Source organism: Nocardia sp. CA-135398, assembly GCF_050955845.1.
Classification (GTDB): Bacteria; Actinomycetota; Actinomycetes; order Mycobacteriales; family Mycobacteriaceae; genus Nocardia.
The window spans coordinates 5162604-5183353 of the sequence record NZ_CP192084.1; the positions used below are offsets into that span (position 1 = coordinate 5162604).

18 protein-coding genes are annotated in these 20750 nt (G+C 65.0%); 4 read left to right on the plus strand and 14 right to left on the minus strand.

Annotated elements, in window-relative coordinates:
• Window positions 1–145: 145 nt before the first annotated feature.
• From ACQP1T_RS22370 to ACQP1T_RS22405, 8 genes are all read right to left on the minus strand, one after another.
• A complete protein-coding gene (locus tag ACQP1T_RS22370) occupies window positions 146–1453 on the minus strand; it encodes an aspartate aminotransferase family protein (protein WP_433754988.1) in 1308 nt (435 codons plus the stop codon).
• Window positions 1454–2596: an ABC transporter substrate-binding protein gene (locus ACQP1T_RS22375; protein ID WP_433754989.1), complete on the minus strand. Its 1143-nt coding sequence runs from the start codon at window positions 2594–2596 to the stop codon at window positions 1454–1456. It abuts the gene before it with no gap.
• A complete protein-coding gene (locus ACQP1T_RS22380) occupies window positions 2593–3369 on the minus strand; it encodes an ABC transporter permease (RefSeq protein ID WP_433754990.1) in 777 nt (258 codons plus the stop codon). Before ACQP1T_RS22380 ends, ACQP1T_RS22375 begins: the two co-directional genes overlap by 4 nt.
• Window positions 3366–4265 (minus strand): ABC transporter ATP-binding protein, encoded by a 900-nt coding sequence (locus ACQP1T_RS22385; protein WP_433754991.1) that lies wholly within the window; start codon window positions 4263–4265, stop codon window positions 3366–3368. Before ACQP1T_RS22385 ends, ACQP1T_RS22380 begins: the two co-directional genes overlap by 4 nt.
• Entirely contained in the window at window positions 4262–5152 is an 891-nt protein-coding gene (locus ACQP1T_RS22390; RefSeq protein ID WP_433754992.1) for an ABC transporter permease, read from the minus strand. The genes ACQP1T_RS22385 and ACQP1T_RS22390 overlap by 4 nt, the downstream gene beginning before the upstream one ends.
• A 109-nt stretch (window positions 5153–5261) precedes the next feature.
• Window positions 5262–6299: a TIGR03842 family LLM class F420-dependent oxidoreductase gene (locus ACQP1T_RS22395; RefSeq protein ID WP_433621384.1), complete on the minus strand. Its 1038-nt coding sequence runs from the start codon at window positions 6297–6299 to the stop codon at window positions 5262–5264.
• A 29-nt stretch (window positions 6300–6328) separates the two neighbouring features.
• Window positions 6329–7750: a dihydropyrimidinase gene (gene hydA, locus ACQP1T_RS22400; RefSeq protein ID WP_433754993.1), complete on the minus strand. Its 1422-nt coding sequence runs from the start codon at window positions 7748–7750 to the stop codon at window positions 6329–6331.
• Between the two features lie 16 nt (window positions 7751–7766).
• Entirely contained in the window at window positions 7767–8603 is an 837-nt protein-coding gene (locus ACQP1T_RS22405) for a nitrilase-related carbon-nitrogen hydrolase (protein ID WP_433754994.1), read from the minus strand.
• A gap of 122 nt (window positions 8604–8725) precedes the next feature.
• On the opposite strand from ACQP1T_RS22405, the gene ACQP1T_RS22410 reads away from it, so the two are divergent.
• Window positions 8726–10177, plus strand: a complete 1452-nt coding sequence (locus ACQP1T_RS22410) for a PLP-dependent aminotransferase family protein (RefSeq protein ID WP_433754995.1) — start codon at window positions 8726–8728, stop codon at window positions 10175–10177.
• Here the strand turns inward: ACQP1T_RS22410 and ACQP1T_RS22415 are convergent.
• Window positions 10174–11916 carry a CocE/NonD family hydrolase gene (locus tag ACQP1T_RS22415; protein ID WP_433762312.1) on the minus strand — a complete coding sequence of 581 codons (1743 nt, stop codon included), beginning with the start codon at window positions 11914–11916 and terminating at the stop codon, window positions 10174–10176. The genes ACQP1T_RS22410 and ACQP1T_RS22415 overlap by 4 nt on opposite strands.
• 414 nt (window positions 11917–12330) lie before the next feature.
• Here ACQP1T_RS22415 and ACQP1T_RS22420 point away from each other — a divergent pair, with 414 nt between their 5' ends.
• The gene (locus ACQP1T_RS22420; RefSeq protein WP_433754996.1) at window positions 12331–13050 is read left to right on the plus strand and encodes a peptidylprolyl isomerase; all 720 of its coding nucleotides are present in this window, start codon (window positions 12331–12333) and stop codon (window positions 13048–13050) included.
• Between the two features lie 50 nt (window positions 13051–13100).
• Here the strand turns inward: ACQP1T_RS22420 and bla are convergent, their stop codons facing one another.
• A complete protein-coding gene (bla, locus tag ACQP1T_RS22425; protein ID WP_433754997.1) occupies window positions 13101–14006 on the minus strand; it encodes a class A beta-lactamase in 906 nt (301 codons plus the stop codon).
• 168 nt (window positions 14007–14174) lie between these two features.
• Between bla and ACQP1T_RS22430 the strand changes: the two genes are divergently transcribed.
• A complete protein-coding gene (locus ACQP1T_RS22430) occupies window positions 14175–15050 on the plus strand; it encodes an LLM class F420-dependent oxidoreductase (protein ID WP_433754998.1) in 876 nt (291 codons plus the stop codon).
• Window positions 15051–15163: 113 nt separating this feature from the next.
• Here the strand turns inward: ACQP1T_RS22430 and ACQP1T_RS22435 are convergent, their stop codons facing one another.
• The 3 genes from ACQP1T_RS22435 to arc all read right to left on the minus strand — a co-directional run bounded on the left by ACQP1T_RS22435 (window position 15164) and on the right by arc (window position 19206).
• A complete protein-coding gene (locus ACQP1T_RS22435; protein ID WP_433754999.1) occupies window positions 15164–16684 on the minus strand; it encodes an ArnT family glycosyltransferase in 1521 nt (506 codons plus the stop codon).
• Entirely contained in the window at window positions 16662–17312 is a 651-nt protein-coding gene (locus tag ACQP1T_RS22440; protein ID WP_433755000.1) for a TetR/AcrR family transcriptional regulator, read from the minus strand. The genes ACQP1T_RS22435 and ACQP1T_RS22440 overlap by 23 nt, the downstream gene beginning before the upstream one ends.
• A gap of 133 nt (window positions 17313–17445) precedes the next feature.
• Complete coding sequence (gene arc, locus ACQP1T_RS22445) at window positions 17446–19206, minus strand: proteasome ATPase (RefSeq protein ID WP_433755001.1); 1761 nt, start codon at window positions 19204–19206, stop codon at window positions 17446–17448.
• A gap of 206 nt (window positions 19207–19412) precedes the next feature.
• Between arc and ACQP1T_RS22450 the strand changes: the two genes are divergently transcribed.
• Window positions 19413–19907, plus strand: coding sequence for a hypothetical protein (locus ACQP1T_RS22450; protein WP_433755002.1), 495 nt, complete (start codon window positions 19413–19415; stop codon window positions 19905–19907).
• Between the two features lies 1 nt (window position 19908).
• Here ACQP1T_RS22450 and ACQP1T_RS22455 read toward each other — a convergent pair whose 3' ends face one another.
• Window positions 19909–20742 (minus strand): tRNA (adenine-N1)-methyltransferase, encoded by an 834-nt coding sequence (locus ACQP1T_RS22455; protein ID WP_433755003.1) that lies wholly within the window; start codon window positions 20740–20742, stop codon window positions 19909–19911.
• Window positions 20743–20750: the final 8 nt, after the last annotated feature.

Sequence of the window (20750 nt, forward strand, 5' to 3'; positions counted from 1 at the left end):
CCAGGGGTGACGCAGGCCGGTGCATTTCCACACGGTGACGTTCCGGGTGTTGCCCGGATACCCGATTCGACTGTCCACCTTGGCAATTGGTTCGACGTGCTCGAAATCGGTCGAATGCCGTCTGCCCCGCCAGCCAGCGGGCGATTCACCCCACGTATTCGTCGGCGACCTCCAACACCTCGTCGACGATCTCCAGCCCTGTGCGCAGTTCGTCGGCCGAGGTGGTCAGCGGCGGCGCGATCTGGAAGCGGTTGCCCGCATTGAACGGCCACAGCCCGCGCTCCTTGGCGGCAGCGGTGACCCGGTTCATCGGTTCGGCGGCGGGACCCGCGGCCGCGAACGGGATCAGTGGCTCGCGGGTGTGTGGATCGCGCACCAACTCCAGTGCCCAGAAGAAGCCGAGCCCGCGCGCCTCGCCGACGCTCGGATGCCGAGACGCCAACTCCGCCAAACCTTTTCCGAGTACGTCCGCGCCGACGGTCCGCACATGGTCGAGAATGCCATCGCGTTCGAAGACATTGATCGAGGCGATGCCCGCGGCACAGGCGAGGGGATGTCCGGCATAGGTGAGTCCGCCGGGATACACCGTGTTGTCGTAGCGTTGTGCGATCCGCTCGGCCATCAGTACGCCGCCGAGCGGAACATAGCCGGAGTTCACGCCCTTGGCGAAGGTGATGATATCGGGTGCGACATCGAAGGCCTGGACCGCGAACCACTCACCGACCCGACCGAATCCGACCATCACCTCATCGGCAATGTAGACGATGCCGAATTCGTCGCACAGTTCCCGGACACCGGCCAGATAGCCCGGCGGCGGCACGAGCACACCATTGGTGCCGACCACCGTCTCCAGGATCAGGCCCGCAATGTGTTGCGGTCCTTCCAATTCGATGACCTGGCGCAGGTGTCGCAGCGCCGCTGTCGTCTCTTCCTCGGGAGTGCCGGAGCCCCAGGGTGATCGGTAGGGATACGGCCCGAAGAAGCGGACGACGTCGACATTGGTCGGCTCGGCACCCCAGCGGCGCGGCTCACCGGTGAGCCCGATCGCGACGCCGGTCCCGCCGTGATAGGAGCGATAGGCGGCGAGCATCTTGGTGCGGCCGGTATAGCTGCGCGCCAGCCGCACCGCATGTTCGACAGCCTCCGCACCGCCGGTGGTGAACAGAATCCGGTTCAGCTCGCCCGGCGCGCGTTCCACGATCAACCTGGCCAGTTCGCTGCGCGCCTCGTTGCCGACAGTCGGCGAGATGGTCGCGAGTTTCTGTGCCTGATCGATAATGGCCGCGACGATATCCGGATGCTGGTGGCCGATATTGACATTCACCAGTTGAGAGGAGAAGTCGAGGTACCGTTTGCCGCTCTCCTCCCAGAACCACGAGCCCGACGCACCGACGATCGGCACCGGATTCAGGGTCGCCTGGGCGCTCCATGGATAGAAGACGTGATCGACCACCTATTTACCGCCTTCGGTCAGTGTCACCTGCTGCGGTGCGAATCCCGTTCCGGTGACGTCGGTTCCACCGGATTTCAGTAGGTCCAGCGCCTTCGTGACGTATTCGTTGCTGAACGCGCCCGCATCGGGATCCTGCTTCAGCACCGTGACCCCCTCCTGGTTCTTGGTCTCCTTGGCGATCTTCACGGTGCGGTCCCATGCCGACTTGTCGATCATGCCGATACCGTTGGGCGAGGGCCAGATCAGCTTGTTGACCTCGTTGATCTGCCACTGCTGATGGCTGGCGCCGAGCGTGCTGCCCGCGGCGACGGTGATATCGCGGCATTTGTCGACATTGTCGCGGCAGAACGCCCAACCCTTCAGCGAGGCCGCGATGAATTTCACGGTCTGGTCCTGATATTTCGCATCCTTCAGCTTCTCCGAATTCGCCCAGATCGCATCCTGCAGCATGGCCACGCCCTCGTCGTTCCAGTCGATGGTGGCGAAATCGTCTGCGGTGTAGAGCTTTCCGGTGGCCGGATTCTTCGTCTCCAGCAGCTGGGCGTATTCGTTGTAGGACATGGCCTGGGCGGCCGTGATGTCCTTGGCGAGGAAGGCGTTCATATCGAACTGCTGCTGGACCAGCTTGACATCCCGCGACGGGTCGATACCGGCCTTGGTCATGCCCGCGAACAGCTCGAATTCATTGCCGTAGCCCCAGTTTCCGACGGTCTTACCGCGCAGTGCGGCCGGGCCGGTGATGTTGTCGGACTTGAACGAGACTTGCTTTGTGCCCGAGCGCTGGAACACCTGCGCCACATCGGTGATACCCGCCCCGGCCTCACGGGACGCCAGCGCCTTCGGAACCCAGGCGATAGCGTAGTCGGCCTGCCCCTGGGCCAGTACCGTCTGCGGCACGATATCGGTTCCGCCATCGAGGATTTCGACGGACAGTCCCTGCTCCTTGTAGAAGCCCTGGTCCACGGCGGCCAGATAACCGGCGAACTGCCCCTGTTTGAACCACTGCAACTGCAGGCGGACCTTGGTCAGGCCGTCCGCGGTGGTTCCGGAGCCGTTGTCGGTGGTGCTGCAGCCGGTCAGCGCGGCCGCCGCCAACGCCGCCAGCGCGAGACAAGCGCGTAAACGCCCTGTAGCAGTTCTCATTTCGATCTCCCAAAAATGTCGCGGATCAGGATGGTCCGGGGTCGGCGGGTCAGTAGTTCGAGAATCAGGACGACGGCGAGGAAGAGCAGGCCGACGATCATTGCGCCGACCACATAGGCCCACGCGCGCGGATAAGCCGTATTCGCCGCTGCGGAGGTGATTCGGCTGCCGAGGCCGTTCTGCAGGCCGCCGAAATACTCGGCGATAATGGCCGCGATCACCGCGCCCGGCGCCGCGATGCGCAGACCGGTGAACAGGTAGGGCAGTGCCGCGGGCAGTCGCACCGTGCGGGTGACCTGCCAGCCGCCCGCCGCATACGAGGTCATCAGATCGGCGTGCACCTGTGGCACCTGACGCAGGCCACGGGCGGTGCTGACGAACATCGGGAAGAACACCACGATGGCAACGACCATCCGGCGTGGGGTGTCGGTGGTGGTCGAGTACATCGAATTCAGCAGCGGGGCGAGCGCGACGATCGGCACCGCGGCGGCCGCGGCGGCCAGCGGCGTCAACAGCCCCTCGACCAGTCGGAACCGCACCGCGACCATGGCCGCCACAATGCCGAGGACAGCACCGATCAGCAGGCCGATCAGGGCGTTCGTACCGGTCGCGGTGGCGGCATCGACAATGCGATCGAAGTTCTCGGTGAACTGTTTCGCGATCGCGGTCGGTGCGGGCAGCAGGAAAGACGGCACACCCGCGGCGACGGTCAGCACCTGCCACAGCGCCAATCCGCCGACGCCGAATACCACCGGTGGTAGCCACGTCTTCATCGCAGCTCCGGTCCCGCCACGATGATGTCCGCGGTCTCGTGTCCGCCGCGCAGCGCGGTGCGGACCGCGGCGACGGCCTCGAAAAAGGCCTCGCTGGAACGGATATCGTCACCGCTGACCCCCGCCTCGCGACCCCAGCCGCCGGTCGGCACGATCTCGGTGATGCGGCCGGGCCGCGGCGACATGACCACCACGCGGTCGGACAGGAACACCGCCTCCGGAATGGAGTGCGTCACGAAAACCACCGCGGCACCGGTCTCCGCGGCGATGCGCAACAACTCGCCCTGCATGCGTTCGCGGGTCATCTCGTCCAGCGCGCCGAACGGTTCGTCCATGAGCAGCAGCGAGGGTTTGCGTGCCAATGCTCTGGCGATCGCCACGCGCTGTTGCATGCCGCCGGACAGTTCCGCTGGATAGCGGCGCGCGAAATCGGTGAGACCGGCCATGTCGAGCAGTTCGGCACTGCGAGCGCGTCTTTCGGCCTTCGGAACCTTGTGTAACTCCAGCGGTAATTCGACGTTTGCCTGTACAGACCGCCAGTCAAGGAGTCCCGCCTGTTGGAAGGCGATGCCATAGTCCTGATCGACTCTGGCCTGCCTGGCGGACTTGCCGTGTACGGTCACGCTGCCGCTGCTCGGCCGTTCCAGATCGGCGATGATCCGCAACAAGGTGGATTTGCCGCAGCCCGACGGGCCGATCAGCGAAACGAACTCCCCGGCAAGGACTTTCAGAGTCACATCCGACAGTGCGGTCACCGAGCCCGCGTCGAAGATCTTGCCGACCTCCATGAGTTCGACCGCCGCGACGTCTTCGGGCTTGTCCCCGACGGGAGCCGGATCAGTTGCCTCGATCCGCTCGTCGGTGTCCGTGGTGGCCGATTCCACTTTCCCGGTCAACGGGTACCTCCTGACGAACCGCGCGCCCCGGCGGGACGGCTGTAACGACGCAGTGCCACTTCGGCCAGGCCGACGACGGCGGTCACGGCGACACCGAGCAATGCCGCGGCGAGAACGGCCGCGTAGAGCCGGGCCGCATCGCCGGTGGCCTGCTGGGAAAAGACGATGATCTGGCGGCCGATACCACCCGCGGTGCCGGTCGAGATCTCCGCGACCACCGCACCGATCACCGATGCCGCCGCGGCCAGACGCAAGGCAGGCAGAAAATGCGGCACCGCGGCGGGAAAGCGCAAGTGCACCAATGTCTCCCACCAATTGGCCGAGTAGCTGTGCAGCAATTCCACCGATGCCTTCGACGGCGCCTGCAAGCCGCGCAACATTCCGACCGCGACCGGGAAGAAGGCCAGATACGACGCGATGACCGCGATACTCATCCACGGCTGCCACGGCTGCCCGGCGATGACGATCTTGCCGCCCCATCCGGCAACGAGCGGCGCCAAGGCAATCAGCGGAACCGTCTGCGAGACAACGATATAGGGCAGCAATCCGCGCTCGACGAAGGCGAAGCGCTGCATCACCACCGCGAGCGCCACGCCGACGACGGTGCCGATCGCCAATGCCAGCAGGGCAAGTCCGAAAGTAAATCCGGCTGTGCGCAGCAGTGTCGCGCCGACGGTGCTTGTGCCGTCCTTGTCACCGAGCACGGTGATGACCGACCAAACATGCGGCAGCGCCGCATCACTCGTGCGCGGCAAAATCCGGGTGTCACCGATACTGGCCCCGTGCTCGGGTACGAAATACTTGACGAGCTCCCACACCGCGACCACCAGCACCAACACACCGGCCGCGTAGCCGACCTGCCGCGCCCGCAACACTCCCGCTCTCATCGATCACCCGCCGACACCGGAACCGGCTCCGCCTCGGACTCCGCGAGACGCCTCCCGACCAGCTCACAGCAGGCCGCCGCGAGCGCGAGCGCCGCCGCCACCGTGGCGATCACTCGGCACCCGCCGTCGCCGTGACCGGATGCGCCAACCGCGGCAGCACCGACTCCCCGTATGCCTCCAGCGTGGCCGTCTTGGCGTCGTGCTGGAGGTAGACCGCGAACTGGTCGACGCCGAGCTTCTCCAGTTCGTGCAGCCGGACAAGCTGCTCGTCGGGCGTACCGATCAGGCAGAAGCGGTCCACGATCGCATCCGGCACGAATTCGGCGTGCGTATTGCCCGCGCGGCCGTGCTCGTTGTAGTCGTAGCCCTGACGGCCCGCGATGTAGTCGGTGAGCGCGGCCGGTATATCACCGTCGGTACCGTATTTCGCCACGATATCGGCGACGTGATTGCCGACCATGCCACCGAACCAGCGGCACTGTTCCCTGGCATGTGCGGTCGCGGCATCGGAGCCGTCGGTGACATAAGCCGGAGCCGCCACACAGATTTTCACCGATCCGGGTGCGCGCCCCGCCTTCTCGGCGGCCGCCCGCACCCTGGCGATGGTCCACGCGGTGATATCCGGGTCGGCGAGTTGCAGGATGAATCCGTCGGCGACCTCCCCGGTCAGATCGAGTGCGCGTGGACCGTACCCGGCCACCCACACTTCGAGCCGGGAGGCGCTCGCCCACGGGAAGCGCACCACGGTATCGCCGAGGCGGGCACTGCGGCCATTGCCGAGCTCCCTGATCACCTCGATGGATTCGCGCAGTGTCGCCAAGGTGGTCGGTTTGCCGCCGAGGGTGCGCACGGCGGAATCGCCGCGGCCGATACCGCAGATGGTGCGGTTGCCGAACATATCGTTGAGCGTCGCGAAGGTCGACGCGGTTACCGTCCAGTCCCTGGTCGCCGGATTGGTGACCATCGGCCCGACGACGATCTTGCGGGTGGCGGCGAGAATTTGGCTGTATATGACATAGGGCTCCTGCCACAGCAGGTGCGAATCGAAGGTCCACACATGCGAAAAGCCGTGTGTTTCCGCCTGTCTGGCCAGTTCGACCACCCGCGATGCGGGGGGTGTGCATTGCAGCACCACACCGATATCCATGCGGCACTCTCCATTCCGGTCAGATCAGGTCAAATCAAGTTCTGCGACAGCTCGCGCGCGATGAACCGGCCGTGACCGGCACTGCCCAGATACGCACCGTCGTCGACGATCACCCGGCCGCGCGAGAGCACCGTGTCGACGTGTCCGTCGATCTCGAATCCCTCCCAGGCCGAGTGATCCATATTCATGTGATGGGTCTTGCCGAACCCGATGCTGGTGTGCCCGTTCGGGTCATAGATGACGATGTCGGCGTCGGCGCCCGGACTGATGACGCCCTTGCGCGGATACATGCCGAACATGCGCGCCGGGGTGGTGCAGCAGACCTCGACCCAGCGCTCCAGCGATATCAGCCCGTTCTTGACGCCCTGGAACATCAGATCCATCCGATGTTCGACGCCGCCGATCCCATTCGGAATCTTGCTGAAATCGCCGAGCCCCAACTCTTTCTGATCCTTCATGCAGAACGGACAGTGGTCCGTGCTGACCGAGGTGACATCACCGGTGCGGATAAAGCGCCACAGCTCGTCCTGATGTCCCTCTGCCCTCGACCGCAGCGGCGTCGAGCACACCCACTTCGCCCCCTCGAAACCCGGTGCGCCCAAATGCTCTTCGAGCGAGAGGTACAGGTACTGCGGACAGGTCTCACCGAAGACGTTCTGCCCGTTGCCCCGTGCGGCGGCGATCTGCTCCATCGCCTGCTTGGCCGAGACGTGCACGACATACAGCGGCGCATTCGTCAACTGCGCCAACATGATCGCGCGATGGGTGGCCTCCTCCTCCATCTGCCACGGCCGGGTGACGCCGTGGTGGTAGGGCGAGGTCTCACCGCGGGCCAGTGCCTGTTCGACCAGCACATCGATGGCGATGCCGTTCTCCGCGTGCATCATCAGCAGCGCGCCGAGATCGCCCGCGGCTTGCATGGCCCGCAGGATCTGGCCGTCATCGGAGTAGAAGACACCCGGATAGGCCATGAACAATTTGAAGCTGGTGACGCCCTCGGCCACCAATTCGCTCATCCCCTTGAGGGATTCGTCGTTCACCTCGCCGATGATCTGGTGGAAGCCATAGTCGATCGCACAGTTGCCCGCGGCCTTCTCATGCCACAGGCCGAGGGTGTCCTGTACCCGCTCACCGGGCTTCTGCACCGCGAAGTCGACAATGGTCGTGGTGCCGCCCCAGGCGGCCGCACGGGTGCCGGTCTCGAAGGTATCCGAGGCTTCGGTGCCGCCGAAGGGCAGCTGCATATGGGTGTGGCCGTCCACGCCGCCGGGAATCACATATTTGCCGGTCGCGTCGATGACCACATCGGCGGACTCGGCGAGATCCGCGCCCAATGCGGTGGCGCCGGGTTGTAGGACGGCGACAATGGTCTCGCCGTCGACGAGCACATCGAGCAATTGCGATCCGGTCGCCGAGACCACCGTGCCGCCGTGAATGAATGTCTTCGTCATATCGATATCACCAGCCTCAAGGAGCCACCATCGGTCCGTAGGCGTCGGGTCGGCGATCGCGATAGAACGCCCAGCGGTCGCGCACCACCTTGATCAGATCCATATCGAGGTCACGGATCACCAGTTCGGGATCGATGTCCGAGGCGACGTCTCCGACGAATTTACCTTCCGGATCCACGAAATAGCTGGTTCCGTAGAAATCGTCATCGCCGTATTCCTCGATACCGACCCGGTTGATGGCGCCGATGAAGTATTCGTTGGCGACCGCGGACGCCGGTTGCTCCAGCTTCCACAGGTAACCGGACAGACCGCGCGAGGTCGCGGACGGGTTGAAGACGATTTCCGCGCCCGCCAGGCCGAGGGCGCGCCAGCCCTCCGGGAAATGCCGGTCGTAACAGATGTAGACGCCGACCTTGCCGACCGCGGTATCGAAGACCGGCCAGCCCACATTTCCGGGCCGGAAGTAGAACTTCTCCCAGAATCCGCTGACGTGCGGAATGTGGTGTTTGCGGTATTTGCCGAGGTAACTGCCGTCCGCATCGATGACCGCCGCGGTGTTGTAGAGCAGCCCCGGCTGTTCCTGCTCGTATACCGGCAGGACCATCACCAAACCCAATTCCTTTGCCAGGGCGGCGAATCGCTCCGTCGTCGGACCGGGCACCGATTCCGCGTAGTCGTAGAACTTGGTGTCCTGCAACTGGCAGAAGTACGGGCCGTAGAACAACTCCTGGAAGCAGATCACCTTGGCGCCCTGTGCGGCGGCCTGGCGTGCGTAGTCCTCGTGCGCCTTGATCATGGACTCTTTATCACCCGTCCAGTTGGTCTGGACGAGCGCCGCTCGAACGATTCCCATGCTTTGTTATACTTCACCGAGATCCAATTCGGTTGTGTTACAAGATTGCGGAAACAGTTTCGTAGCCGTAAACCTTGGGGCCGGTCCTCGTTCCGGCGCTGTGCCCGACGCAGAATGACGCTGTGAACTTCGACCCGACGACCGCGCCGCAGGTGCCCGCAGACGACCTGCGAGACACCGCGCCCGCACCTGTCACGGCCGGGTCCGGGCTGTTCAACGCGGATCTCGAAGATCGCACCCCAGCCGGGATCGCGGCCGCGGTGAGCCGCCGGATTCGTTCCGGAGCAATCGAACCCGGATCGCGGCTGCCGACCGTTCGTGAAGTCGCCCGCGAGTTGCGGGTGTCCCCCGCGACCGTCAACCAGGCTTGGCGTGCGCTGGCCGCCACCGGCGCGATCGTGTCGCGGGGTCGTGCCGGAACCTTCGTCGGCGAGCGCACCGCCACCCGCGCGACCCCGCCGACGGGCCGCTATCAGCGCCTGCACCCACCCTCGGACAGCGCGTTCCGCATCGATCTGTCCCGGGGCACCCCCGATCCACGGCTCCTGCCGGATCTGGTCGCCGCCTTGCGCACGATCTCCGAGCACGGTCGCGGCAACGATCTCGCGGCGGACTATCTCGGCGAGGCCGTGCTGCCGGAATTGGCCGCCAAGGTGCGCACCGATTGGCCCTTTCGCGCGGAACGGCTCGCGGTCGTCGACGGAGCGCTGGATGCCATCGATCGGTTGCTCGCCGCACATGTCCGGCTCGGCGATGCGGTGGCCGTCGAAGATCCTTGCTTCCCACCGTTTCTCGATCTGCTCGCCCGGATCGGCGCTCGACCTGTTCCGGTCCGCATGGATGGATCCGGTTTACTGCCAGAAGATCTCGAGCGGGCACGTGGTGCCGCAGCGCTGATCATGCAGCCGCGGGCACAGAATCCGACGGGCGTCTCGCTCACCCCCGCTCGCACCCGCGAGCTGGCCGAAATCCTCATCGGCACAGACACTCTCGTCATCGAGGACGACCATTCCGCAGGCATCGCCGCCGCCACCCTGCGCTCCCTCGGCTCGCGCCTGCCCAGCCGAACGGTCCACATCCGCTCCTACTCCAAATCGCACGGCGCGGACCTGCGCTTGGCGGTGGTCGGCGGCCCCGCCGAGCTGCTCGATCCGATGATCGAACGGCGCATGCTCGGCCCGGGCTGGACCAGCCGACTGCTGCAGCGCCTGCTGCTCACCATGCTCGACGACGACACCGCCGTGCGCACCGTCGCCACCGCCCGCACCGAATACCGCAGGCGCTCAACCGAACTCCGCCGCGCACTGGCGCGCAAGGGCGTTACCGTCGCCCGCGGTGACGGCATCAATCTGTGGCTCCCGGTCGCCGACGAGAACGCGGCCATGATCTCGCTGGCCGCCGCGGGTATCAAGGCCGCACCCGGTCGTCCCTTCGAGGTCGAAGATCACCCGCAGGGCGACCACCTGCGCATCACGGTCGCCGCGATTGCCGACGGCGAGCTGGACTGGCTCACCGGTGAGCTCGCCGCCGCGACCACCGCGGCCCCCACCTATCGTCGCGTTCGTCGCGCTTAGGAGCCCGGCTCGATATCGAAGCTGGCGGAGCCCTCGTCACCTGCCGGGATGACGGGCACGATCACCGATGACGGGTGCTCGGCATCCTTGTAGATCGTCTGTGTCGCGGGCTGCGTGCGGGCGCTCTCGCCGAAGGGTTCGCCGGTATTCGGATTCGGCGCGTACTGCGGATAGTCACTGCTGCTGACGGCCACCCGGATTCGATCGCCCGCCTTGAATTGGTAGCTGGTCGGCCAGATCTTGATGGTGAACGGATAGGGCTGGCCGGGCACCAAGGGGCTCGGATCCGACAGCGAATCCCGGAAGGCGGCGCGGACGATGCCATTGTTGAGGTTGACGGCCGATCCGTCGGGTGCGACGACCTCGAGTCGCGCGACGAAGTCGGTATCCGGCGCGGTGGACGAGGCCCACAATTTCACGGTTATCGGGCCGGTCACCTCGGTATCGGCGCCGAGTGGGTCGGTGCTGTAGGTGAGCACATCCGAACGCTGCTCGACCGCGGTCTGGTCGAACGGTCCCTGCGGACCCGATCCGACCGAACAACACGAATGTCCGCCGATACTCGGCGCGGGTGCGGCCGGATCGTAGACATACCGGTCGACGGCGGCCGGACCGCTCGGTGCGTGATCGACGAGTTTGCCGACCCGACCGGCAATACCGTTGGCACCGCTGTCGGCGAAGAAGTATTCCTTCCATTGCGTCTGCGGCAGTGGCCAATTCGGTGCCGACTTCCATCGATTGGCACCCATCAGGTAGTAGTCGACACGGGGTTTGCCCGCGACGCCGTTATCCGTGCCTTTGAGGAAGTGGTCGAACCAGGCCAGCATCAGCTCGTTGATCGGGCTGTCACCGACCGGACCGAGCTGCTCGAGCCGGGGCGCGATCATCGAGGTGGGCCGTCCCCAGCCGAGGTGGTCCCAGGGACCGATCACCAATCGTTGGTTCTGCCGTGCCGGTGCGGCGCCGCGTTCGACCATGCCGGTGAAGTTCTCGATGCCGCCCGCGAGAAATGCGTCGTACCAGCCCTCGATATCGAGCACCGGCACCCGCACACTCGGGTAGCGGTCGCGGATGCTCCACTGCTTCCAGTAATCGTTGCGCGTCGAGTTGCGGATCCAGTCGAAGTACCACGGCGCGACGGCCGGATTGTTCGGCTGTAGCGGTGGAAAGTCTTTGTAGGGACGGTAATTCAGCCACGAAGTGATGTTCTGCAGATCCGTGCGCAGCTGGTTGGCGGTGGCCTTGTCGTCCCGGCGTTCGGCGGATTCCGCGCCGATGGTGCCCATGGCCCATGGCTCGACGAAACCGAGCCGGAAGGCGCCGCCCTCATAGGTCCAGCCGTCGTAGTAGTCGGAGGCGGTATTCGCGGGCACGATCGTGGTCAGGTGCGGCGGTGTCTCGATGGCGGACAGCCATTGTGTCGCACCGACATACGACGAGCCGTACATGCCCACCTTGCCGTTCGAACCGGGCAGTTGCGCGGCCCATTCCACGGTGTCGTAACCGTCGTGGGTGTCATTGCCGAATTCGCTGAATGTGCCGTCGGAGCTGCCGATACCGCGAATGTCCTGGATGACCACCAGATAGCAGTGCGAGGCGAACCAGTCGGGTGTGCGATAGCGCGAGGGCTGAATCTGTGCGGCGGCCTTGCCGTATTGGGTGCGCATCAGGATCACCGGCACCGGATCGCTGGTCTGCGGACGGTATACGTCGGCGCGCAACACCGTGCCGTCGCGCATCGTCGCCGGAACGTCGGCCTGCTTGTCGACCGCGCAGGTGCCACGGTCATCGTTCGGTGGCCAGGCACCCGTTCGCGAGGTCGATTTCGTCTCGGTGCTCGCCGTGCATCCCCCCACCAGTGCGGCCACACAGGCCACCGCGGTAGACCAGCGAAGAACCCCGAATACGTGTCCGGACAAGCTGTTACACCTCCCGTGGAGGCGACGTCACCGACAGCGTCGATGCGTGCCGAGCCGGTCAGCCGATCAGATGCGCCTCCGTCGCAGCCATGCTAATCGACCACTCGCCCCAGATCGGCGGATTTCCATTGCCACACAGTCGCAATACGCATCTCGTTCCGCCGGAAGCGTCGAGATGGAATGATCCGCTCAGCATCACCCGATGCGACACCCAACAGAAGGAGACCTCGACCGGTGAGCAGCGAAGTGCAGGCACGGCGGTTCGACCACCATCAGCCCATCAGGCAGCATCGCAAAGTCGGGACCGCCCTGCTACGGGGCCTCGGTGTACTCGCCGTCGGCACCACCCTCGCGATCTTCGCCGCGGGCGGGGTCTCGGCGGATCCGGGCACCCCGGTCGCCGGATGCGTGGCCCCCGATTCGGCCAAACCCGAGAGCAAGCAGTGGGCCAGCGAGCCCGCGATGGCGATCGATACGGGCGCGAAGTACACCGCGCAGCTGGAAACCACCTGCGGCACAGTCAATATCGCCCTGGAGGCCGCCCGCGCACCGCGCACGGTGAACTCCTTCGTATTCCTCGCCGGGCAGAGGTATTTCGACCACACCCAGTGCCATCGCTTGACCACCGCGGGCATCTTCGTCCTGCAGTGCGGTGATCCCACCGCCACCGGCACGGGCGGGCCCGGCTACCAGTTCCCGAACGAGAACCTGGACGGCGCCACCTATCCGGCCGGAACGGTCGCCATGGCCAATGCCGGTCCCGACACCAACGGCAGCCAGTTCTTCCTGGTCTACAAGGATTCGCAGCTGCCGCCGAACTACACCCCGTTCGGCAAGATCACCGACGGTCTCGACGTCCTGCAGCGGGTCGCCAACGCGGGCGCCGCTGGCGGCGAAGACGGTCGGCCGAACGCCGATGTCGTGCTGAACGCGGTCACCACCGCTCAGGGCTGATCGACATGAGCCGGTGGCGGCGTCGTCCATGACGACACCGCCACCTCCGCTCAGCCGAGCGTGGCGACGACGTACGCCGCGGCCTCGGCAATGAGGGCCTGGTTGTACTCGGCGTCCCTGGTGAATTTGCTGGACATGATCGCGATGACGAGCGGAGCAGCGTTCGGCGGCCATACGATCGCTATGTCGTTGAGCGTGCCGTAGTCGCCCGTCCCGGTCTTGTCGGCGACGGTCCACCCCCATGGTACTCCGGCCCGAATGCGCTGGGCGCCAGCGCCGGTGGCATTGCGTTCTAGGAGACCCCGCAGAAAGGCGCGCTTATCGTCCGGTAGCGCGTCGCCGAGCACGATCTTCTGATAGTCGGTGCCGAGCGCCCTCGGCGAAGTGGTGTCTCGGGGGTCACCTGGCGTGGCTTCGGTGATCGCGGGTTCGATTCGATCCATTCGAGTGATCGTGTCGCCGAGGCTTCGCGCGTAGGCCGTGAGTTCGCCCGGTCCGCCGATATCGCGGAGCAACAGATTGCCCGCAGTGCCGTCGCTGTAGCGGACGGCGGCGTCGCACAGCTCGCGGATCGTCATGCCCGATGCCACATGTTGCGGGGTGATCGCGGCATTCCGCAACAGATCAGCCTCCGTGTAGGTGACGGTGTCATCCAAGTGCGACAAGGGATTACGCTGCAGGACCGCTGCCGCGGCCAGCCCCTTGAAGGTCGAGCAGAACGCAAAGCGCTCATCCGCGCGATAAGCGATAGTCGTGCCCGTTCCGGTGGCCAAGGCGTACACGCCGAGGCGTGCGGCGAACTTTTGTTCCAGCTCGGTCAGATGAACATGGTCCTGGGTGGGAGCGATAGAAGCGGGAGGTGAACCACCTTCGCCGGTCGCGCATCCAGCCAATGGCAGCAACGCCGCCGCGGCGAACAACGAACGGCGGTTGATGTTCGAGTGTGTCAGCGTCATCGCCTTTCTTCCGCTGCCGCGGCGGCGGTCCGGGCGCTACCGTGGTCATCCCATCAATACCCGAAACTCTCGCGGGGGCACCACTTCACCGTCACAAGACTTGACTTGGAGTGCACTCCAGGTCATAGCGTTGGCTGGGTAAATCGTCTAGTACCAGGGGATCACTTCATGGAACTCGGTTTTCACCTACCGATATTCGACATCGACGGCGGCACCACCGCCATTGCCGGTGAGCTGGCCAGGGTCGGCGCCGCGGCGGAGGCATCCGGTGCGACCTGGCTGTCGTTCATGGACCACTACTTCCAGATCGAGCCGACCGGACTTCCGGCCGAGGCCAATATGTTGGAGGGCTACACCACCCTCGGCTATCTGGCCGCGCACACCTCCCGCATCAATCTCGGTCTGCTCGTCACCGGCGTCACCTACCGGCATCCCGGCCTGCTCGCCAAGATCGTCACCACCCTCGATGTCCTCTCGGGCGGCCGGGCCGTGCTCGGCCTCGGCGCCGCATGGTTCGAGCGCGAGCATCGCGGACTCGGTGTGCAGTTCCCGCCGATCGCCGAGCGGTTCGAGCGGCTGGAGGAGACGTTGCGCATCTGCCAGCAGATGTGGGACCCGCAGAACAACGGTCCCTTCGACGGCAAGCACTACCAGTTGGCCGAGACGTTGTGCTCGCCGCAGCCGATCAACCGGCCCAAGGTGCTCATCGGCGGTGGTGGCGAACGCAAGACGCTGCGATTGGTCGCGCAGTACGGCGACGCCTGCAACCTCTTCGGTTCCGCCCCAGAGGCTGTCGGCCACAAGATCGACGTCCTGCGCCGCCATTGCGACGATGTCGGGCGCGATTTCGACGATATCCGCATCACCATCATGGCCAACAACCCGCGCCCGAATCCGGATAATCGCGACGAATTCGTCCGCCAGATGGCCGATTACGCCAAGCTCGGCGTGCACACCGTGATCATTATCCCGACCACCGGATCGCCGGCGGCGTGGATCGAGGGCATGGCACCGGCGGTACCCCAACTCGCCGAACTCGGTTAGCCCGCGTCATACCGATCCTCGAACCTCGGCCGGGGCCGGCTTGGGCCCCGGCCGTGGTTCAGTCGACGCGGGCGGTGTTCGAATGTCTTGAACGAATCGGACAATACGGCTGGTCAGTCGAGGCGAAGCAGGTCGGGCCAGACCTGCGACCAGGCCTGACGTGGAGTGCAGCGCCAGATGGTGACATTGCGGGTGACGTCCGGGTAGCCGAGGCGGGCATCGACGCGGCCGATCGGGGTCAATGCGCTACAGGTGGCGCGCATTTCGTCCTCGGCATTGCCGACCCACAGCACCGTTGTCGCGGAATCCGGTGGGGTGCCGAAGTATCCGAAGCCGCGGTTGGGGCTGTAGACGGCGGGCAGGCCGAAGCGATTCCGGTCGACATCCAAAGCACTTGCCTGCCAATAGGAATCGGTGACGATTACCGCGTTCGCACGCTCACCCGGTGGGAGAGCCTGGTAGGCGTCGGCGGTCGCCTCGCGTAGGTCGGGCCAGCCGAACTTGCCGTACAGGCCGATTTCGATACCGGCCTCGGCCTGACTATCGACCGGATCGATGGACGACTCGGATTGCCACGGCATCGTGAACGCCGCGATCGCCACCGAAATCGCGACCAGTGGGACAGTGGCATAGATTCGCCATCGTCCGGTGTACTCGGTCCAGCGCACCGCGCCTGCCGCCATGATCGCCGCATAGCATCCGGCCGCATAGTAGGGACGACCGTTCGTCGCGATGAATGCCACGGCCAGCAGCAGTGGCAGCGGTGCGAGGAATCGGTACGGCCGCAACGTCTCCGAGCGGAACAGCGCCCAGATACCCACCACCAGCAGCACACCACCGAACAACCCGGCCGCGATCAACGCCAGTGGCAGCCAGGTGTAGCGGCCACCGATCGTCGCCTGCTCCGCCGCGACCACCGCACCCAAGCGCAGCTGCGGCCAGTCGTGTTCGGCCTGCCAGATCAGCGTCGGCAGCATGACCAGGACGACGAAACCCGCGCCCACCCACAACCCCGGCCGCCGCAACAGCTCGCGAGGACCATAGATCGCCACCCCGATGGCGACCGCGATCCAGAAGAACGGAATCAGCCACTTCACCTGCATATCCAGCGCCGTGACCAGCGCGGCCGACAGCAACAGACTGTCGTGGCGGGTGCGCACCCACCGGATGAGCAGCCAGCTGATCACCACCCACAACGCTGTATCAATCGTATTGGTGGCCAACTGGGTTCCCTGCACGAGCAGGAACGGCGAGGTCGCATACGCTGCCGCGCTCAATACCTGCGCGGTCCGCGAACCGCCGAACTCCCGCGCGATCTGGGAGCTGATCAGCACCGCGACAACGGTCACCAGCGCGGCCGGAATACGCAGTGCGACAAGCGATCCCGGTGCCAGCACATCCATCAGCCGGGCGATAGCGGGCAGCAGCGGACCCTGATCGGCATAGCCGAATCCGAGTCGACGCCCGGCCGACAGGAAATACAGTTCGTCACCGAAGTATCCGTACCGTCCCAGCGATGCGAACAGCATGATCGCCGAGACCAGGGCGATCGCGCCCACACCGAGCCACGCGAACGGCGGTGTCGTCTCGGCGTTATCCTCCTGCCGCACTTTACTTTCCACTACGGTGGTCATCACGTGCCCCCTTCCGGGTCGCCAAATCGAATAGTCGGCACACATGTGCCGAGTACGTCGTCATATCGAAGTCTTTCTCCCGAATCGCCCGCCCGGCCGCACCATCGATGGCATCCCGGATCGACTTGGCCATGATCATCGGATCGAATTCGCCGAATTCGCCGATGCGCTGCCCTTCGCGCATGATGTCGATGAGCGGTTGGATGATCTCCTGTTCTCCCTCCGCCGAGGCGAATCGCGGCTTGCCATCCGCATCACGCAGATTCAGCACCACATCGGTCAGCGCCGCGACATACTTCTTGTTCGCATCGATGAATCCCAGATTCGCCCCGATATAGGCGAGCAACTGATTCCGCGCCCCGTCCGCCGCCATCACCGCGGGCGCGATGTGCTCGCCGCCGGACACATACAGCTGGATCACCAGCTGCTCCATCAGCTCGTCCTTGCCCGCGAAGTGATACGAGATGACTCCCTTGGAGATCCCGGCATGCTTGGCGATCCGCGCCAGCGAAGCCCGCCCGTACCCCGCCTCGGAAATCACCTCCACCGCCGAGGCAATGATCTGCCGCCGCCGCGCCTCCTCGATGAACGACCGCTGCCGACCACTCGTCTCATTTTCTGGCCGCATGGCCAAATTTTAACCCGACCGCCCAAACGGCGGCATCAACCCCGAGAACGACCCCACCTAGCCCACGAGGATGACCCGAGATACGCCGAAGGGCCGCGCTCCCGGATGGAAGCACGGCCCTCGGTTTCGAAACCTACAGGTACTGACCTGTATTCGACTCGGTGTCGATGGCGCGGCTGGCACTGGCGTTCTTGCCGGTGACCAAGGTGCGGATGTAGACGATCCGCTCGCCCTTCTTACCCGAGATGCGGGCCCAGTCATCGGGATTCGTGGTGTTGGGCAGGTCCTCGTTCTCGGAGAACTCGTCCACGATCGAATCGTAGAGATGCTGGATGCGCAGACCCGGGTTACCGGTGTCGAGGACGGCCTTGATGGCGTACTTCTTGGAGCGGTCCACGATGTTCTGGATCATGGCGCCGGAGTTGAAGTCCTTGAAGTACAGGACTTCCTTGTCACCGTTGGCGTAGGTGACCTCCAGGAAGCGGTTGTCCTCGCTCTCTGCGTACATCCGGTCGACGACCCGCTCGATCATCGCGCGAATGCACAGGCTCTTGTCGCCGCCGAACTCTTCGAGATCGTCGGCATGCAGCGGCAGGTGCTCGGTCAGGTACTTCGAGAAGATGTCCTGCGCCGATTCGGCGTCCGGGCGCTCGATCTTGATCTTCACATCGAGACGTCCGGGCCGCAGGATCGCGGGGTCGATCATGTCCTCGCGGTTGGAAGCACCGATCACGATGACATTCTCCAGGCCCTCGACACCGTCGATCTCCGAGAGCAACTGCGGCACGACCGTGGTCTCCACATCGGAGGAAACGCCCGAACCACGGGTTCGGAAGATCGAATCCATCTCGTCGAAGAACACGATCACCGGCGTGCCCTCGGACGCCTTCTCCCGTGCCCGCTGGAAGATGATCCGGATGTGACGCTCGGTCTCACCCACGAACTTGTTCAGCAGTTCGGGACCCTTGATGTTCAGGAAGAACGACTTGGCTTCCTTGGCATCCTCACCGCGCGCCTCGGCGATCTTCTTCGCCAGCGAGTTGGCGACGGCCTTGGCGATCAACGTCTTACCGCAACCAGGCGGACCGTAGAGCAGCACACCCTTGGGCGGGCGCAGCGCGTATTCGCGGAACAGATCCTTGTGCAGGAACGGCAATTCCACCGCATCGCGGATCTGCTCGATCTGCCGACCGAGACCACCGATATCGCTGTAGTCGACATCGGGGACTTCCTCGAGTACGAGATCCTCGACCTCGGCCTTGGGAATCCGCTCGAAGGCGAAACCGGCCTTGGTGTCCACGAGCAGCGAATCACCCGGCCGCAGCTTGCGGATCGGCGAATCGGGATCGTCGAGATCATCGACCTCGGCGACCTTGGCCAGCGGACCCGCCAACCAGACCACGCGCTCCTCGTCGGCATGTCCGACGACCAGCGCCCGGCGTCCGTCGTCGAGGATCTCGCGCAAGGTACCGATCTCACCGACGGCGTCGAAGATTCCGGCCTCCACGACCGTGAGCGCCTCGTTGAGACGGACGGTCTGACCGTATTCGAGGGTCGAGGTGTCGATATTGGGTGAACACGTCAAGCGCATCTTGCGGCCCGAAGTGAACACGTCGACCGTCTGATCCTCGTACACACCGATCAGAATTCCGTACCCGCTCGGTGGCTGACCCAGCCGATCGACCTCCTCGCGCAAGGCAACCAACTGCTGGCGCGCCTCCTTGAGGGTGTCCATCAGCTTGGTGTTGCGAATGGTCAGCGAATCGATGCGGGCTTCCAATTCCCGTGCGCGATCCGGCGAATCGGCGAGTTGCCTTCGGAGTGCAGCCGCTTCGGCGCGTACCGCCTCGAGCTCTCTCCAGGCCGCCGAATCCGAATTCTCGATGGGGCTCATGTGCTGCTCCTCCCAGTCCCGGTCTATTAACGCTACCGGGCGCGAACCGTTCTCGCTTTCCGACATGGTTTCGTCGTGATCACATCTGGGCTGCGGTCGACGGCGGATCCACCATGTTAGCCTGCCCTAACCAGGCAACGGCGACCCGCTTCGCCGACCGTACCGAAAGGTTGCTGACGATGCTCCTTCCCGCCAGGACGCTGCGTATGTCCGTGGTTATCGCCGCGGCGGCGATGGCCGCTACCGTCGGTCTCACCGGCTGTGGCTCCGACGATAAGTCCGATGCCAAGGCCACGAGTACCACTTCCGCCGCCGCGACGACCAGCGCCGCAGGTCACGGCGACCACGGCAGTGCCGCCGCACCCACCGTCGAAACGCTCACCGGCGTGCTGGATGCCCTTTCCGACCCGGCGAAACCCACCTCCGAGAAGACCGAACTGATCGTCGACGGCGAGAAGCGCACCGCCAATATCGACCAGATGAACCGGGCGCTCGGCGGCTACGGCAAGCTCACCTACGCGGTCGCCGATATCACCACCAGCGGCAATTCCGCGACCGCCCAGGTGACCATCACCTCACCGCACGGCACCGCCCCCGCCATGCCGCTGACCTGGGAATATGTCGACGGCATGTGGAAGCTCTCGGATACCAGCGGCTGCCTGATGCTCGGTTTCGCGCAGGCGCCCTGCGTGCCGGCCTGAGTCAGCCCTTCGACGGTCGACGCTGCGGCTTCGGGGTGACCGTGCCCTCGGCGAGGCGCCGCGCGCTGACCAGGAAGGCGGTGTGGCCCTGCATGCGATGTTCGGGCCGCACCGCCAGACCCACCACATGCCAGCCGCGCACCATCGATTCCCACGAGCGCGGTTCGGTCCAGCACTCCTGCTCGCGCAGCGCCTCGACCACCTTGGACAATTGTGTGACGGTCGCCACATAGACGATCAGCACACCGCCGGGAACCAGCGCCTTGGACACGGCGGGTAGCGCATCCCACGGCGCGAGCATGTCCAGGACGACGCGATCGACCGGCGCGCCGTCGTAGTCGGCGACATCGGCGACGGTGATCGACCAGTTGTCCGGTCGCTCGCCGAAGAAGGTCTCCACATTGCGGATCGCGTGTTCGGCGTGGTCCTCGCGGATCTCATAGGAGACCACCTGGCCCTGCGGGCCGACCGCGCGCAGCAGCGAACAAGTCAACGCACCCGAACCAGCACCGGCCTCCAGTACGCGCGCGCCAGGGAACATATCGCCCTCGTGCACGATCTGGGCCGCGTCCTTGGGGTAGATGACCGCCGCGCCACGCGGCATGGAGAGCACGTAATCGACCAGCAACGGCCGCAATGCCAAATACGGTGTGCCATTGGTGGATTGCACGACACTGCCCTCATCGGCGCCGATCAGGTTGTCGTGTTTGATACCGCCGCGATGCGTGTGGAACTCCTTGCCCGGTTCCAGCACCACCGTGTAGAGGCGCCCCTTGGCATCGGTCAGCTGTACCCGGTCCCCGATGGTGAATGGCCCGGTCCGTCTGGCCGTCATGTATCTCC

Excerpts from the sequence above, each read along its gene's own strand:
- ACQP1T_RS22375 (WP_433754989.1), bottom strand. The coding sequence starts at position 2,596 with ATGAGAACTGCTACAGGGCGTTTACGCGCTTGTCTCGCGCTGGCGGCG.
- ACQP1T_RS22380 (WP_433754990.1), bottom strand. The coding sequence starts at position 3,369 with ATGAAGACGTGGCTACCACCGGTGGTATTCGGCGTCGGCGGATTGGCG.
- ACQP1T_RS22390 (WP_433754992.1), bottom strand. The coding sequence starts at position 5,152 with ATGAGAGCGGGAGTGTTGCGGGCGCGGCAGGTCGGCTACGCGGCCGGT.
- ACQP1T_RS22395 (WP_433621384.1), bottom strand. The coding sequence starts at position 6,299 with ATGGATATCGGTGTGGTGCTGCAATGCACACCCCCCGCATCGCGGGTG.
- hydA (WP_433754993.1), bottom strand. The coding sequence starts at position 7,750 with ATGACGAAGACATTCATTCACGGCGGCACGGTGGTCTCGGCGACCGGA.
- ACQP1T_RS22405 (WP_433754994.1), bottom strand. The coding sequence starts at position 8,603 with ATGGGAATCGTTCGAGCGGCGCTCGTCCAGACCAACTGGACGGGTGAT.
- ACQP1T_RS22415 (WP_433762312.1), bottom strand. The coding sequence starts at position 11,916 with ATGCGCGACGGCACGGTGTTGCGCGCCGACGTATACCGTCCGCAGACC.
- bla (WP_433754997.1), bottom strand. The coding sequence starts at position 14,006 with ATGACGCTGACACACTCGAACATCAACCGCCGTTCGTTGTTCGCCGCG.
- ACQP1T_RS22430 (WP_433754998.1), top strand. The coding sequence starts at position 14,175 with ATGGAACTCGGTTTTCACCTACCGATATTCGACATCGACGGCGGCACC.
- ACQP1T_RS22435 (WP_433754999.1), bottom strand. The coding sequence starts at position 16,684 with ATGACCACCGTAGTGGAAAGTAAAGTGCGGCAGGAGGATAACGCCGAG.
- ACQP1T_RS22440 (WP_433755000.1), bottom strand. The coding sequence starts at position 17,312 with ATGCGGCCAGAAAATGAGACGAGTGGTCGGCAGCGGTCGTTCATCGAG.
- arc (WP_433755001.1), bottom strand. The coding sequence starts at position 19,206 with ATGAGCCCCATCGAGAATTCGGATTCGGCGGCCTGGAGAGAGCTCGAG.
- ACQP1T_RS22450 (WP_433755002.1), top strand. The coding sequence starts at position 19,413 with ATGTCCGTGGTTATCGCCGCGGCGGCGATGGCCGCTACCGTCGGTCTC.
- ACQP1T_RS22455 (WP_433755003.1), bottom strand. The coding sequence starts at position 20,742 with ATGACGGCCAGACGGACCGGGCCATTCACCATCGGGGACCGGGTACAG.